The sequence below is a fragment of the Nitrospira marina genome (assembly GCF_059568365.1).
The window spans coordinates 1,539,012-1,555,159 of sequence record NZ_JCANTH010000001.1 but is presented as its reverse complement, the minus strand read 5'-3'; the positions used below and the strand labels follow the sequence as shown (position 1 = coordinate 1,555,159).

Genomic DNA, 16,148 nt, shown 5'->3' with positions numbered 1-16,148 from the left:
GGTTCGTTGAGGGCTCTGTACCATGAGAACGCGCCTGCCTGGTTGGTTCACCAGGCACCTCCCAAAATTTCACGTTATTGACGGGATCACGCAGAGCGGCTAATGTCCGCAGGCCCTATGAAACATACCACCACTGATAGACGAGAACGGGCGATTCTTCGCCTCATTCACCGCACCGAGCGGATGCAGGCGAAAGGCACCATCGCCAGCCGGCAATTCAGCCGATGGAGAATGGGAACATTCCTAGCGGGAGCCGCCATCACGATCGGCGTGTATCAACAAGCCTGGTTTCATACCGGGAATGGTCTTCTTCTCCTCTTTCTCATTGGATTTCTCACTATATCCTGGTTTCACCAGCGATTGAAATCCCGATTGCATCGATTACAGCTCTGGTTGGAAATCAAAAAAGACAGCCTGGCTCGACTGCAACTTGATTGGCCACACATACCCACCTACGAACACCGGGCCCCTGAGCGACATCCATTTGCCATAGACCTCGACCTCACGGGTCCGCATTCCTTACTGAACCTGATCGACACCACCTTTTCCTCCATAGGTCAACACCGCGTCGCCACCTGGCTTTTCCAGTCCAATCTTCCTGAACCGGACGGTCTATCATGGACAACCAGGCAGACATTGGTGAAAGAACTTACTCCACTCGCCCGTTTGAGGGATCGCTGTCTTTTAGCCAACCGGCTCATTAGCTCCGATCGGCTAAATGGAACCCGCATTCTTTCCTTGCTCGAAGCACCCGTCTCCATCAGACATCTGCCAATGATTATCTTCGCAGCATGCTCCCTGACGAGTCTGACTATCGCCTTGGGACTCTGGACACTCCTTACGGGAGCCCCGAATTTTTGGCTGCTTCCCCTGGTCTTTTATATCGGAACCTATTTTCTCCTATCGGGATCCATCCACCCGCTTTTCGGCCGGGTGCTCACCCTCCATGAAGAACTGGAAAAACTTGTCAGCGTGATTAGTGAACTTGAACGATCCCGATTTCTTCATCAACTAACAATGCGACAGGTCTGCCAGCCCATTTTGACTCAACAGAATCGTCCGACCCAGAGCTTGAAACAGCTCAGCCGGATTTGTCAGGGGCTCAGCGTTAAAGCCCATCCGCTAATACATTTAGGCCTCAATGCCCTGGTACCCTGGGACCTGTGGTTTGTCGGAAAACTCAATCGCCTCATCTCGCGCCTTCGCACGACACTTCCCGACTGGCTGGATACCATTGGGACAGTGGATGCCGCCGGTGCCCTTGCGCGCTATGCCTATCTGAATCCCGATTACCTCTGGCCACAACTCGAAACCACAAATACAACCCCGGACACACAAGGACTGACCGCAATTAGCCTTGGCCACCCGCTTATTCCCCGTGCGCATCGCGTAACCAATGATTTGGAGTTACGAGGGGAAGGCCATCTCCTTCTGGTGACCGGTTCAAACATGTCTGGAAAAAGCACCTTTCTACGGACGGTCGGCATTAATTTGTGTCTGGCTCAGGCAGGTGGTCCGGTATGCGCCAGAATCTTTTCCTGGACTTGGATGCGCCTCTATTGTTGCATACGAGTCACGGATGCCCTGGATGAAGGCTTGTCGTATTTTTACGCCGAGGTCAAACGCCTGAAAGTTATTCTGGAGGCGGTGAAAAGCACCAATCCTCACCCGGTCCTCTTTCTCATTGATGAAATCTATCGGGGCACCAATAACCGCGAACGGCTGGCCGGAAGCGAAGCCTTTGTGCAGGCCCTGCAACAAAGCCGTGGACTGGGTATGATTTCAACCCATGATTTGGAACTCACAGGATTGGCCAGTGGAAACGGGCATATCCGGAATGCCCACTTTCAGGAAACCGTTGAAGCAGGCACGTTGCATTTCGATTATCGACTACGACCGGGCCCCTGCCCGACCACCAATGCCCTCCGGATCATGGCCCAGGAAGGGCTCCCTGTCCCACCCGGTCATGCCACAAATCCACATAAGGAGTGTTGAAAAATGCCGCCAGCCGCGTTCTCACCCCTTGGCCGTGCTCACGTACTCATCCGTACGCTCCGCTCGTCCAAGCGCTTGCGGCCTTGCTGGACGAGCCTTTTTGAACACTCCACTATGTTTATTTTGTGGGCATCGGTCACGCATCGGTGCATGAAAAGGCCATATATCTAAAATATTCATCAGCCTCACAAGCAGAATAGTAGAAGGCAGCAAACTCCCGGTCATGGCTGCCGCCAGCTGCCAAAAATCTACCTGTCATGTCATTCCCGACATTTTTTAACGGGAATCCATCGGAGACTTTTCCTGATGGATCCCCGCTGACTAAATGCGGAGACAACAGAAACAGGGTCATCACATTTTTCATTGGGAATCAATCTTGGCGTAATTCTGTCGAATTTGGCTCTCCTCTTAGTACTTGCGGGGCCACCTGATTGCACATTGTCATTCTGAGCCCACGGCGAAGAATCTGTGCCCAGGTCGAAACGCCTCGAGGTCCAGCCAGATCCTTCTGCCTCCTTGAAATGGCATACCTTTTTCTTTCGTTGCATGTCTTCTCGAAAATGGCTCCCTGCTACCGACTGCGGGGATAACGAAATACAAGGAGGAGAAGGACGGAGCCATAGCACAAAAAATCCTCCGTCAAAAAACGATGCAACCTGAATTTAAGGAGTGATGAGGCGAACTTCGCTTTGAGCCTGATCGGTTTTGGAACCGGTGGAAGTCCCGCAATGGGCACAGAGGTATTCATAGAGACTTCCGGTAGGGAGCACTAAAAGAAGACGTTCACGGGCTGGCGTCGCGGTCTGACATTTCGGACAAAACAGCAACGACGCTCGAAGCGATTCGAATTGCTTGGGTGCGCCTGGAGGAGCCGGTGAAGGAGCGCCAGCCATCCGTGGCGTTGGTCGGGGACCTGTTGGAAATGGTGGTCTAGGCATACGCAGATCTTAGCGAAGGGCCTTAGTCCGGTCAAGATTGCTTCGTAGCATTAAAAAAACCATGTTGCATGACACGCAATTTCAAGTCACACCACTCATATTTCACACCAACCCGCAGAATCTCCCGGTCGCTGAATCCGATCACTGGGGATCCACTCCTCGCCGCTTGGCAATTTCTTGCGCGATAATAGTCTGCCAGCCTTGATTAAATAAGTCTCGCGTGGCCTGTATCGTGGGAATCGGAAGGGGCCCCGCTTCATGGGCCAACCGGAGTTGCTCAAAGTTATCCATCATGAGCGTCAACTGTTTGGCCGTAAACTCATTCGTGGGATCGCTTTGTGCGCGCAATCGCAGGGAGCGAAGGTCGACAAGATAGTTCTGATAAAAGACCTCATCCCACGAATAGAGAGCCTGCGATTCCCCAGCATGGGTTTCAAGTCTGGTTAAAAAAGCATCCATTTTTTTTTGGAGCGATGTTGACGTCCGATCCATTTCCGGATCATAAGAAGAAATTAACGTGACCTGGCAACCAACCAGCCCCAGTTGCACACAAGCCAACACCCAGAGAACCCAGCGAATAGCAAATGCGGAGGGAAATGTCATAATGTCAGATACCATTGAGAATTCACCTTTTCTATTGAGATTTCATGTGGGAAACGCCCGCCGGACAGGACCTTTATGCGCCCGGTTCCGCCCCTGTCAGATGAACGACATTGCCAGGCCATGAAACAGTTGAACCTGAATCTATTGTACCCACCTGCGTCCATTTGTCTAGCAGGCTCCGACGACAAAAAACCGACTCTCACTTCACTCTAGTCAACGCCCACCCAGGATTGGTGTGTTCGAGGGCACCGCAAATGCTACACATGATCCTACCAGTGAATGGGATGCTCTCCATGGCGGCCCGGGGCTCCATCCCCATTCGCACTTGCGACTCTATTCTAGTCGAATATTATCCACGTACAGGGAAAATTCTTCCGGTGGGCTTATGGCAAAAAACATCACATTCCTGATCGCGCCGAGATCCAATTCCCGTCCAAGCGGGGCGTGGCGAATGTCATCCAGGAGAATGTGAATATAGTTGAGGCCTGGGGAAATTATGACGGCCTGGTTAAACCGATCCGCATATTCGTAATTATGATGAGCATCATCAATTCGAATGGTCAGCGATCGCGCGACGGGCAATTCGGAATACACCTCAACGCGGAAATGCGAAAACCCTCGCCAATCCGGATAGGGCTCCTCAAGGCGAATACCCGGATAGTGTGCCGGGTAACACACCATGTGTCCCACGGTATCGACCTGTGACTTCTTCCAGCCTAAGGGCGGAGGAACAATCTGAACGGCACAGTCCCTCCCTTTCACAAACATCATTTCCCATGCGGAAGTAAACTGAACGAGTGAAGGGAATCTGGTAGCCCGGTCCCAATAGGCATAGGTCCAGACAACCACCGGACTCAGGGCTATCACCACGAGCAACCCGACTCCGGCATGAACCATGTGTTTCCTTGGAGCCAACCGCCATGCGGCAACTCGTCCGGTAAATCTTGGATCGTACGTGACAGAAAATCCCAGCGCAGCCATGGCACCCGAAACATCCCGCCAAAGGTCTGACCATTCCGCAAAACGACTCGAACTGAACGATTGCACCCCTTCGGTCAATACACCCAGAGTCACAGCCCCAATAAATGCCGTGCCATATTGTCTACCCACAGACCAACCTCGGGGCGTACCAAGCTGCCGTGCCAGATACAAGAGGAGGATAGCTACGCCACCAAATAATGGAACATGACTAAAGTCGTAGAAGGCTTTCAGGAGAATGGTATGAGAAGGAACGGGGATCCAAAGGAGGGCAATACAACCAATGAGGGCCAGCGCCAGACCAGGGACCATGAACCGGGATACCATGGGTCGCTGATTGGATTTCTGGCCTGTCTGGTCTGTCACAACCTGCTCGATCAAGCCAGACTCTCGAGGGAGACGATGTCGGCAGACGGCACACCGTTGCGGAAAAAAATCGGTTTGGATGTGTGGGCGGAGATCCGTTCGCCCGGCAAAATGATGCCGACCAAATTTAACGGATCGGCGGCCGATAGACGAATTTCTTGCGCCCCGGCTTGAATATCACGGCGTACCGCCCGCAACGATTCCACCGCCTCCGGCAATGCGAACTGTTCCCCAGTAAAACCATTCACAAACCGGCCACCCCGCATCTCACCCCGCCATTCCAGCTTTCGGTATTGTACCAACAGTTCCCGCCAGGTCACTGGCAGTGATTCCCGTTTGAGCAGATCACGAAAGACCACGCCATAACGATGCGCCAATTGCCTGGCCCACTGCTCATGTGGGTGAGGACGAACCTGCGGTTCCTCATCATGTGCCCCAGGATCGCCCTGGAACAGATCCCAACGCCCGACGCTGTGCCCCGGCCGTCGCGCGCGATCCTTGCCCTCCGCTCGCCGGCGTCGAGGATCAAGCAGGGCCCGCATGGGATCAAACCCGTCAGCGGTCACCAACCCTGTGGCCACTAGTTCCCACAAGGCCTGCTCCACTTCCGCAGGCAGATGTCCCGTTCGACCGGTCAGGTCCGCAAAAAAACATGCGCCACGACGATCCAGACAATCCCAAACGGCTTGTGCCACACTACTCAGATGCACCCCACCTCCAAGCGCCCCTGCAGATGTTCCAGGTTTGGCCACCCCCAATATCCAACCCACATCCTGCCGTCGCAAAAAACTAATGGGAGCCAGCCTGGTCGGAGTCAGCGGCCGGAATGCCGGAACAGCCGCACCAGCATCTAAGGCAGAGGTGGCTGGTTCCTGCCCTGTCCCGATCACAGGTAAGAGGGTGCCCTTGCTTTCCGGAGGGGTCAGGCGTCCCCAGGCCACTTCCCCCCGCAGACACAAATGATCCAGCCATTCAGGTTTGTAGTGAGCCAGGCGGGTTGAGAGGAGCGAAGATTCCCACGCTGAAGCCGGTGCTTCAAATCCTGCCAACTGGTGAATCACTTCACGTAGCCCGGCTTCTCCGTGCAATTCTGTTCCGGGCGCCCGATGCTGCCATCGAAAGAGAAACCGCATAAAATCCGATGCGGCGACCGGCTCGATTTCCCGGCGCAAAGACGTGACCGTACGCCGATGAATACGAGCCAGAAGACTCCGGTCACACCATTCTTTTTCGACTGCATGTTTACCAATCCTCTGCTCTTCATTCGTCGGGGAGACGGTCAAAGAATCAATCCGGGAGAAGGGACGAAAATGACCTCGAAGGACCTGACCTTCTGCTTCCAATTGCAAGAGAGCCTGCTGCACGAGTAGCGCAGGCACATTCAATCTCCGGGACAATTCATCAGCAGTCACCGGACCGACGTGCGGCATCCAGCCTTGCACGACATCCCGTGCAGCAGATGCTGACGTGGCCGACGCATCTCCCACAGATAGGGCACGTGATTTCTGTAGACCGGCCACCACCTTTGCCTCCGGGAACAAGGCCTGAAGACGCGTCAGATGTTCTCTGGTGGTCCAACCCTCAACGGCTTTCGTTTCCGGAAGTTCCTCAACCGGCACCCGCAACACCAGGAGACGGCCACATGACAGTAACGCATCACCCATCTCATGCCACGACTCACCCATTGCGAATGGCAACCATCCCAGAACCTGAAGCACATCGAACAGCTCATCCGCATCACGAACGACCGGCCAGGCTTCTTCAACCACCGCATCAATCGCTGCCGCATCCAATGTCCCGATGTTCCCGTCAAAGGCAGAGGACGAGGTTCGGCGAAGATTCACGGCACGCGCGCGTCGTTCTTCCAGGGGCGCATCATCCAGGAATGCATAGGGATTGGCATTTAAAATCTCATGGGCAAACAACGAAGGCACAGGTGATTCCACCACCCGCACCTGAATCTCCTGATTCTCGATTCGCTCAAGGACCTGGCGCAGGCCCGCCAGATCCATGGCCTCCGTCAAGCAATCATGCAGCGTTTCCTGGACCAACTGATGATCCGGCACCGGGATATCCCCAACATGGTTATCGCCACAGGCGGCAGCCATCGGAAACGCGGCCGCCAATAAATCTTCCGCCCGCATGCGCTGAAGATGCACCGGCACCCGTTTGCCGTGTTGAAATCGCAACAAAGCCAACGCACGGGTCACATTCCATCGCCAGCGTGTGAGAAAAAGCGGAGTTGCCAGCGTGGCTTGGATGAGCACCTCCCGCACCGTGTTGTAATGCACAAATCCAAAAATGGTTTCCAATGGAAAACTATGCTGCTCACCAAGCGACAGCACCAACCCGTCATCGGTAGCCGCCGCCTGCAATTCAAAATCAAAATTCACACAAAATCGTTTGCGTAACGCCAGCCCCCATGCGCGGTTGAGCCTGCCACCAAACGGTGCATGCAGCACCAGTTGCATTCCCCCCGCTTCATCAAAAAACCGTTCCGCAATCACACAAGTCTGCGTCGGGACACCTCCGAGAATCTGTGTACCTCCGGCTACATAGGCCAGCAATTGATCGGCACCCGCCGCATCAACTCCGCATGCTTCATAGAACCAAAGCCGCGCGGTCTCATCTCCGGGAGCGGCACCTTGTTTAAGCAACTGAAAGATCTGCTCTCGCACGTCGGCCACGGCCTGAGATAATTCCAGCGATCGGGACGGCGCTTCCCCTCGCCAGAAAGGAATGTTGGGCGGAGCACCATGTGCATCTTCCACACGAACCTTCCCGGTTTCAATTCCACGAATACGCCAGGAGGTCGTACCCAACAACATAATATCTCCAGCCAGACTCTCAATTGCGAAGTCTTCGTCTACGGTCCCCACCACGGTTCCATCAGGTTCCGCCACGACCTGATAGGTCGCCGTTTCAGGAATCGCTCCACCGGAGGTTAACGCAGCCAACCGGCCTCCACGTTTCGGCCGAAGCCGGCCTTCATGACGGTCATAGCTCATTAACGCATACAGCCGTCTGCGCCCCGGCACAAATCCTTCGGCCACTAACTGCAACAAGGACTCAAAGCTCTCCCACGTTAACTCCCGATACGGATAGGCCGACCGGCACAAGGCAAAGAGATCACGTGCAGCCCATTCCTGCGCCGCGACCTCTGCAATGATTTGTTGAATCAAAATATCCAGGGGGGCAGACGGAATCTCAATGGTTTCCAATTGACCCTGTCGGATCGCACGGACCACCGCCGCACATTCGACTAATTCATCCCGGGTCGTACAAAACAGTCGTCCCTGGGGAACCGCCCCCACCCGATGCCCTGCCCTCCCCACCCGCTGAAGACAGGTGGCAATCGCGCGAGGCGATCCGATCTGACACACCACATCAATACAACCGATATCGATCCCCAACTCTAAGGACGCGGTCGCCACCATCACCTTAATCCGACCCGTCTTTAATCGCTCTTCCGCATCCAAACGGAGCTTGCGTGACAAACTGCCATGATGGGACGCCACCTGGTTCTCGCCTAAACGTTCTTCCAGATGATGCGCTACACGTTCTGCCATCCGGCGCGTATTCACAAACACCAGGGTCGAACGATGCGGCCCGGCAATGTCGGCAATCCGATCATAGATCTCCGACCAAATGGCCTTCGTGGCAATCGCACCCAATTCATCTTTCGGGACTTCCACTTGCAGATCCAACCGTCGGCGATGGCCGACGTCCACAATATGGCAATACGACGAGTCAAAGAGCGAGGGTTGCTGAGCCTTCGCGCGATGGGCAGATTCACCCAATAAAAAAGCCGCGACTCTCTCCAATGGTCGCTGTGTGGCGGACAGGCCGATGCGCACCAACCGCCGGGAGGTCACGGCCTCCAACCGCTCCAGAGACAACGCCAGATGTGACCCACGTTTATTAGGTGCGAGGGCGTGAATTTCATCAACAATTACCGTATGCACACCGGTCAGGAGTTCCCTGCTCCGCTTGGCCGTCACCAGAAGAAACAACGACTCCGGCGTAGTCACCAAAATGTGAGGCGGGTGCTTAAGCTGTTGCTGGCGTTGCGCGGGAGGCGTATCTCCGGTTCGGACCTCTACCCGAATCCTCGGTCCCAAAAATCCGGCAGAGAGAGCCAGCTCGCTAATCTCAGCCAATGGCAGTTCTAAATTTTTGTGAATGTCATGACTCAGTGCCCGCAGGGGGGACACATAGACCACCTGGATGCCATCCTCCAATTCTCCGCCAATCGCCTGCCGCAGTAAATGATCGATGCATGTGAGAAAGGCCGCCAGCGTTTTCCCTGAGCCGGTGGGTGCGGAAATCAACGCATGCTGTCCGGAATGAATGGCGGGCCAACTGGCCCGTTGCACATCGGTCGGTGCCCCGAGTTTCGTCGTAAACCATTCTTGAACAACCGGATGGAAAGAATTTAACGGCATAGAATTGCCCATGTCCTCAAGCGGTGAACTTCACAGACTGAGTAGAAGGGAAAAACATATTGTACCTAGGCATTTCCAGCAAGAACAAACATGAGCCGGGATGACGGAAAGCACAGGTGAGAGGGAACAACTAAGCTCATTATGTCATGTGCTAAAGCTTCTTCTTAGGCGCAGTGCAACGTATCTCTCCCTCCTTCCCGATCGAATGGAATCCTTGCGAAAATGACAACCCAATCTCATTTTCTCATGGTATTTTGAGGAATACTCTTTATAATAAGGTAGATGGAAGTCCCGATACATCAATGAAATAATGATCAAACAAAAGTCTGTATTGCTATACATCCTTTTAGCGTGTTTGGTGTATGGCAGCATTGAAGGCATTGGCTACCTCGGCTTGCTCCTCCTCCAAGGCAAGGGAGTGAGCTATCAACCCCTGGCTTCTCGGCTTTCTCAGGAACAAAAGCAACTTATTCAACGCCGCCTTGAAGACAGCCTCCCTCTCAGTGGCCACCACCCCGTTTTGGGCTGGGCACCCAAACCGCATTCTCACTCGAAGGACGTCAGAATTAACTCTCAAGGCATCAGAGCAGATCACGATTTTGCTCATTTTATTAATCCGGAAGTCGTAAGAGTATCGGCATTCGGCGACTCATTCACCTTCGGAGAGGAAGTCGCGAACGAGGATACATGGGAGCATCAATTAGAAGAGCAGGATCCTCGCATTGAGGTTCTGAATTTCGGCGTCGGGGCATATGGGTTGGATCAGGCGTATATGCGGTATATGCTGGACGGAATCTCGTTTAATTCTGACATCGTCCTCATCGGATTTATGTCTGAAAACATCTATCGCAATTTGAATGTGTTTCGTCCGTTCTACCATTCTTCCTATGCGACGAATTTCTATACCAAACCACGATTCCTCCTCGCGAACGATAGCCTTGTACTCCTCAACAATCCCTTAAGGACCACCAGCGATTATTGGCGTCTTGTCAGAAACGATGAGGCGGTGCTCCGAGAAGTCGGGAACCATGATTATTTTTATCAGATAAAATATACAGCGGGACCAATGGATCTACTGCCTTCCATGCGCCTCCTAAAGATCGCCACAGGGAGTGTGAAGGAAAAGCTCAATCCGGTGGTGACAGCCGAAGGGACTTATGGCGTCAATTCAGAAGGCTTCCGCCTCACCACAAGACTACTTGAGGAGTTCTATTGTGGGGCACTCCAGCATGAATCCTTACCTGTTATTATCATCTTTCCTGAACTGGGCGATTTCAGTAGGCATCGCAGCCACCAGGCGAAACGGTATGAACCACTGTTGGGCAATTACACATAAAAGGATTTCGTGTTCTAGACATATTAGATGCCTTAGTTGCCTTTGACTCTGCGCTGCCTACAGATCGACTCACGGTTGGAAAGTGGGGACACTTCTCCCGCCTCGGTAATTCGATTGTCGCCACGTCCATTAGAAATTACATGAACAATGAGGAAATGGTGAAAAGAAACCAGGTTAAGGCTCTCGTTCGCGCAGCCTGCGGCACAAACCATTGCTGTCCGAACTCCGCTCCATAAAAAATTCATCTCATCCGATCGAACGAATTCTGAAATATCCACCAGGGTCATCTTCACATGTCTGCCAAAAGCGGAATGATGTTTTGCAGATGTGCCCTTTTTAGCCGAAGGAGAAAAAAACTTAAAAAGGCTTGCAGACTGAAGCATGCCAAACATATCTGGTGAAAGTCATTTCGATCGCTGCGCTTCGCAGGCGATCCCTCTTATCATTCCGCGAAAGACCAGTTCATGCACCGGCCAAATCCCATACCAATACATCAAACCTCCCAGACCAATGGGATCGAAGCTGGCTGTTTGCGTAATTCTCGAGCCGGCACCATCAGGTTCCACCAGAAACTCGAGCCAGGCGCGTCCGGGCAGTTTCATTTCGGCAAAGAGCCGGAGACGCACTCCCGGCTCAATGGCTTCCACTCGCCACCAATCCACCACATCGCCTACGCGCAACTCTTCAGGGTGACGCCGGCCACGACGAAGGCCTATCCCTCCTACCAATAAATCCAACCACCCCCGGAGCGCCCACAGCCAATCGGCAAAGTACCAGCCGGTCCGTCCGCCGATCCGTTGAATCGAGCGAAACGCGTCAGGGGTTGAGACAGGCACCTGCACCGTACGCACATCATGCAACCGATTGCCGAATCGCACCCCCCCATACTGCCGCACGTCCCCTGACGCAGAAAGCGCATCCGACCAACGCGATTCCGCAAGCTCCCGTTCTTCATTGCGTAACGCGTGCGCAATGGCCTCCCGCACACTAATGGGTTCGATTGCATACAAACGTCTCGCAGAATGGTCGCGAACCACGGTAGGATATTTAATGCTTTGGATGAGCTTACGCCCGACACGCGCATACAACGGCGTGACAAGACCAAGCCATAGGCTCGACAGTCGCGGCGTGAGAACAGGCACCGGAATCATGATCCGCCGCAATCCACGCTGGTGAGCATACTCCCGCATCAAATCCCCATACGACACAATATCGTCCCCACCAATTTCCACAATCAGACTTTCCAGAAGTGGCACATCAAGAGAGGCAATCAGATAGGCCAGCACATCATCGATCGCGATGGGTTGGGCGGGAACATGAACCCAGCGAGGCGTCAGCATCACCGGCAACCGCTCAACCAGAGCGCGAATCATTTCAAATGACAAACTGCCAGAACCAATCACGATCGACGCCCGCAATTCCACGACCGGCACACCGGATTGACGAAGGATTTCCCCTACTTCATGCCGGCTCCGCAGATGTGGGGACAACGATTCACTGTCGTCCCCAAGCCCTCCAAGATAAATGAGGCGCTTCAGGCCGGCGGCTCGAGCAGCCTGGCCGAAATTATCCGCAGCCTCACGATCCGCATCCTCGAAACTACCTGACGCCCCCATGGAATGCACGAGGTAATAGGCCACTTCCACTCCACACATGGCGGTCGCCAAGCTGGCCGGGTCAAGCACATCACCGGCAATGACCTCCGTGCCGGGACCGACCCCCTCTTTCAAAAACTCGGGCCGTCGCGCAAGGCACCGTACGTTCCTGCCATGCTGCTCCAGCCGACCTAGCAGTCTTCCGCCCACATATCCTGTCGCTCCCGTCAGAAGAATCTTCATGTATCACCATTCGAGCATTCACTATCCTATCAGGAAATGTGGCGTCCAAAGAGAAGAAGTGTAAAGCCCCCGCACAATATAGCCAAAAAAGACCTCAAATTGAGATGAAGGGTTACCGAAGACGAGGTGCCTCACAGCCTGGCGAGGCCCTTCGGTTTTCTCAGGATGACATTGTCGATGAAAGGGAAGACAATGCAAGCGAGGCCTGGATTTCTTCATATCAGATCTTTTTCGACTACGAAGAAATCTGCCGTGCATAGAAGACTGAAGGGGGCTATAATAACAATATTCCAGTGATACCACTGGCGCTTAGCCATTCAACCATAAAAAGGTTGTGAGCATGGCAACCAAACTCTATTCGACGCAGGACACGACCTTTTTCGCCGATTCCGCCCCCCCGCTTGCACACGCCAGAGCAGACCGGTTAGCGATTGAAGAACCGCTTGAAATTCGACTTGAGTATTGGGCCGACGGCCAGCCTCATTGGAAAAGCATCTCGATTACCATGCGCACTCCCGGACACGATCCGGAACTGGCCGCAGGATTTCTGTTTACCGAAGGCATCATTACTGGATGGAACGACATCAAACAGATTCGACCATGTGGACCAATCGTCGAAGGGCAGGACTTTCAGAATATTATTCGGGCCAAGCTGCACTCCACGGTGTCGGTAAAAACCACGACGATGGAACGGAATTTTTATACAACCTCCAGTTGCGGGATCTGCGGCAAAACGTCCATCGAGGCCCTCAAAATCAACAATCCATTTGGCCAAAACATTAAAATTCTGACATCCCCTTCCGTCACACAAGATATGTTATTCTGCCTTCCGGAACGCATGGCCGGGCAGCAACAGCTCTTTAAGCAAACGGGGGGCTGTCATGCTTCCGCTTTGTTTGATGAAAAGGGCGCGTTGCTCTGTCTGCGGGAAGATGTCGGACGACACAATGCCCTGGATAAAGTTCTTGGATGGGCATTGATGAATAACCATCTTCCCCTGCATCACCATATGGTGCTGGTGAGCGGTCGGGCCAGTTTCGAACTCATGCAGAAATCCGCCATGGGCGGTATCCCGTTGGTCGCCGCCGTGGGCGCACCCTCCACACTCGCGGTGCAGATGGCACAAGAATTCAACATGACCCTGGTGGGGTTTTTAGACCATCAACGCATGACGGTCTATCACGACTCCGGACGCATTCAAGCCCACCAGGCTCCACAACCAGAGGACACAGGTGGACGAAGAACGCGACATACCGGAAGCCCCGTCAACCCCGACGTGGAACATCCCGATCGAAGATGGCCACGACCTTAAACTTGACGCGCCCTCCACGTGCGCCGGCGGCATCCCCGCCATTCTCACTTCACTCAAACATACCACGCACGAACTGGGTTTCATCCGCGGTGGCCAGGCCCTCCTCAAGGTCAATCAAAAGCAAGGATTTGATTGCCCTGGCTGCGGCTGGCCCGATCCCGATGGAACCCGGGCCATCACCGAGTTTTGTGAAAACGGCGTCAAAGCCGTTGCCCATGAAGCCACGACCAACGTCATCACCAAAGAATTTTTCCAACGATATTCCCTTGAGCAACTGGGCAGGCAATCGGATTACTGGTTAGGACAGCAAGGACGCCTTATCCGTCCAATGATCAAACGGGCTGAGGATACGCATTATCATCCCATCTCCTGGGACAACGCGTTTGACACTATCGCCGGGCACCTCAATGACCTCGACGATCCCAACGAAGCCATCTTCTATACATCCGGGCGCACCAGCAACGAAGCCGCCTTTCTCTATCAACTCTTCGCGCGACTCTATGGCACCAACAACCTGCCCGATTCCTCCAACATGTGCCACGAGTCCAGTAGCGTGGCGTTAAAAGAAGTCATCGGGATTGGCAAAGCCACCGTCACGCTCGACGATTTCGACAAGGCCGACGCCATCTTTATCCTGGGACAAAATCCCGGCACCAACCATCCGCGTATGCTCGCCACACTTCAACAGGCCGCCAGGCGAGGCTGCCAGATCGTCAGCATCAATCCGCTTCCCGAAGCGGGCACGACCCGGTTCATTCATCCGCAGGAAGTCACCAGCTGGCTGGGCCAGGGAACTCCAATCGCCACGCTGTTTCTGCCCGTCAAAATTAACGGAGATGTGCCCCTACTCAAAGGCATCATGAAGGAACTGCTCATGCGGGAAGCCAGGCAGCCGGGCTCCATCCTCGACCTGCCGTTCATTCAACAATACACCGAAGGCTTCGACCACTTCGCCACCGTCCTCCTGAATCTGTCATGGGAGAAAATTGAGGAAGGCAGCGGCATTGCACGCGAAGACATTCAAAAAGCCGCGGATATTGCTGAACAAGCCAACAGTATCATCTGCACCTGGGCCATGGGCATGACCCAACATAAAAACGCCGTGGCCAACATGCAGGAAATCATCAACTTCCTCCTGCTGCGGGGCAACATCGGAAAACCAGGCGCAGGCCCCTGCCCCGTCCGTGGACATAGCAATGTGCAGGGCGATCGCACCATGGGCATCACCGAAAACCCCTCTCCTGAATTTCTGAATCGCCTCGAAAAGGTCTGTTACTTTCAGCCACCCACCAAAAGAGGACATGACGCGGTGCGAGGCATCAAGGCCATGCACGCAGGAAAAGCCAAGGTCTTCATCGCCCTCGGCGGCAACTTTCTTTCGGCCACGCCGGATACCGCCTATACTGCGCAGGCGCTTTCCCGCTGCCGCCTCACGGTCCACATCTCGACCAAACTCAACCGCGCCCACCTTGTCACCGGAACCGAGGCCTTGATCCTGCCCGCGCTTGGACGCACCGACAGAGATCTTCAAGATGACATCCCTCAATATGTCACCACGGAAAACACCATGGGTGTCGTCCAGACCTCACAGGGACGACTCGAGCCGGTGTCCGAGTTGCTCAAAAGTGAAGTCGATATTATCGCCAGCCTCGCGAAGGCCACCGTCGGCAATAAAGAAGGGCCAGGGAACCACATCAACTGGGACGTACTTATTCACGATTACGATGAGATTCGTCATCTCATCAGCCAGGTCGTCCCCGGGCACGATCACTACACAGAACGGGTCAACACACCCGGCGGATTCTATCTCTACAATCCGATCCGCGATGCCCGGCAATTTCCCACTCCGTCTGGTAAAGCGCGGTTCACCGTCCACCCGATGCCGGACATACACCTGGGACCGGATCAATTGCTCATGATGACCATTCGCAGTCACGATCAATACAACACGACCATCTATGGATTGGATGACCGGTACCGGGGCATTCAAGCAGGACGACGGGTGGTGTTCATGAATGTTCGTGATATGGAGGAGCGTCACTTAGCGAAAGGCGACCTGGTGGATATCGTCAGTCACCATAAAGGCCAGACGCGAACAGCACCACAATTTGTCGTGGTCCCCTACCCTATCCCCCTTACATGCACGGCGACCTATTTCCCCGAAGCCAACGTGCTCATCCCCATCGACAGCGTGGCAGACAAAAGCAACACGCCGACCTCCAAATCCATCGTCGTCACCATCCACCCGACCACGCTCACTCCTCCTTCCCACACTTAAACGGTCAAATATACAGAACCACTTCAAAAGGTTGTCATCCTGAGGTTTTTGAAGGATCC

General features: G+C 54.0%; 10 protein-coding genes. 4 read left to right on the top strand and 6 right to left on the bottom strand.

Annotated elements, in window-relative coordinates; genetic code table 11:
• Nucleotides 1-117: 117 nt before the first annotated feature.
• Complete coding sequence (locus LX98_RS06350; protein ID WP_496428101.1) at nucleotides 118-1,995, top strand: MutS-related protein; 1,878 nt, start codon at nucleotides 118-120, stop codon at nucleotides 1,993-1,995.
• A gap of 136 nt (nucleotides 1,996-2,131) precedes the next feature.
• Here the strand turns inward: LX98_RS06350 and LX98_RS06345 are convergent, their stop codons facing one another.
• From LX98_RS06345 to LX98_RS06325, 5 genes are all read right to left on the bottom strand, one after another.
• Nucleotides 2,132-2,359, bottom strand: a complete 228-nt coding sequence (locus LX98_RS06345) for a hypothetical protein (RefSeq protein ID WP_496428100.1) — start codon at nucleotides 2,357-2,359, stop codon at nucleotides 2,132-2,134.
• Nucleotides 2,360-2,657: 298 nt separating this feature from the next.
• Nucleotides 2,658-2,933 (bottom strand): hypothetical protein, encoded by a 276-nt coding sequence (locus tag LX98_RS06340; protein ID WP_496428099.1) that lies wholly within the window; start codon nucleotides 2,931-2,933, stop codon nucleotides 2,658-2,660.
• A gap of 141 nt (nucleotides 2,934-3,074) precedes the next feature.
• Nucleotides 3,075-3,551, bottom strand: coding sequence for a hypothetical protein (locus LX98_RS06335; RefSeq protein ID WP_496428098.1), 477 nt, complete (start codon nucleotides 3,549-3,551; stop codon nucleotides 3,075-3,077).
• Nucleotides 3,552-3,869: 318 nt separating this feature from the next.
• Nucleotides 3,870-4,895: a VanZ family protein gene (locus LX98_RS06330; protein ID WP_496428097.1), complete on the bottom strand. Its 1,026-nt coding sequence runs from the start codon at nucleotides 4,893-4,895 to the stop codon at nucleotides 3,870-3,872.
• The gene (locus tag LX98_RS06325) at nucleotides 4,892-9,325 is read right to left on the bottom strand and encodes a DEAD/DEAH box helicase (RefSeq protein ID WP_496428096.1); all 4,434 of its coding nucleotides are present in this window, start codon (nucleotides 9,323-9,325) and stop codon (nucleotides 4,892-4,894) included. Before LX98_RS06325 ends, LX98_RS06330 begins: the two co-directional genes overlap by 4 nt.
• 310 nt (nucleotides 9,326-9,635) lie before the next feature.
• Between LX98_RS06325 and LX98_RS06320 the strand changes: the two genes are divergently transcribed.
• Complete coding sequence (locus LX98_RS06320; protein ID WP_496428095.1) at nucleotides 9,636-10,661, top strand: SGNH/GDSL hydrolase family protein; 1,026 nt, start codon at nucleotides 9,636-9,638, stop codon at nucleotides 10,659-10,661.
• 404 nt (nucleotides 10,662-11,065) lie between these two features.
• Here LX98_RS06320 and LX98_RS06315 read toward each other — a convergent pair whose 3' ends face one another.
• Nucleotides 11,066-12,499, bottom strand: a complete 1,434-nt coding sequence (locus tag LX98_RS06315) for a DUF2867 domain-containing protein (RefSeq protein WP_496428094.1) — start codon at nucleotides 12,497-12,499, stop codon at nucleotides 11,066-11,068.
• A gap of 340 nt (nucleotides 12,500-12,839) precedes the next feature.
• Between LX98_RS06315 and fdhD the strand changes: the two genes are divergently transcribed.
• Both fdhD and LX98_RS06305 read left to right on the top strand, forming a co-directional pair.
• Complete coding sequence (fdhD, locus tag LX98_RS06310; RefSeq protein ID WP_496428093.1) at nucleotides 12,840-13,811, top strand: formate dehydrogenase accessory sulfurtransferase FdhD; 972 nt, start codon at nucleotides 12,840-12,842, stop codon at nucleotides 13,809-13,811.
• On the top strand, nucleotides 13,732-16,089 hold the full coding sequence (locus LX98_RS06305) for an FdhF/YdeP family oxidoreductase (protein ID WP_496428092.1): 2,358 nt from the start codon (nucleotides 13,732-13,734) through the stop codon (nucleotides 16,087-16,089). Before fdhD ends, LX98_RS06305 begins: the two co-directional genes overlap by 80 nt.
• Nucleotides 16,090-16,148 lie beyond the last annotated feature (59 nt).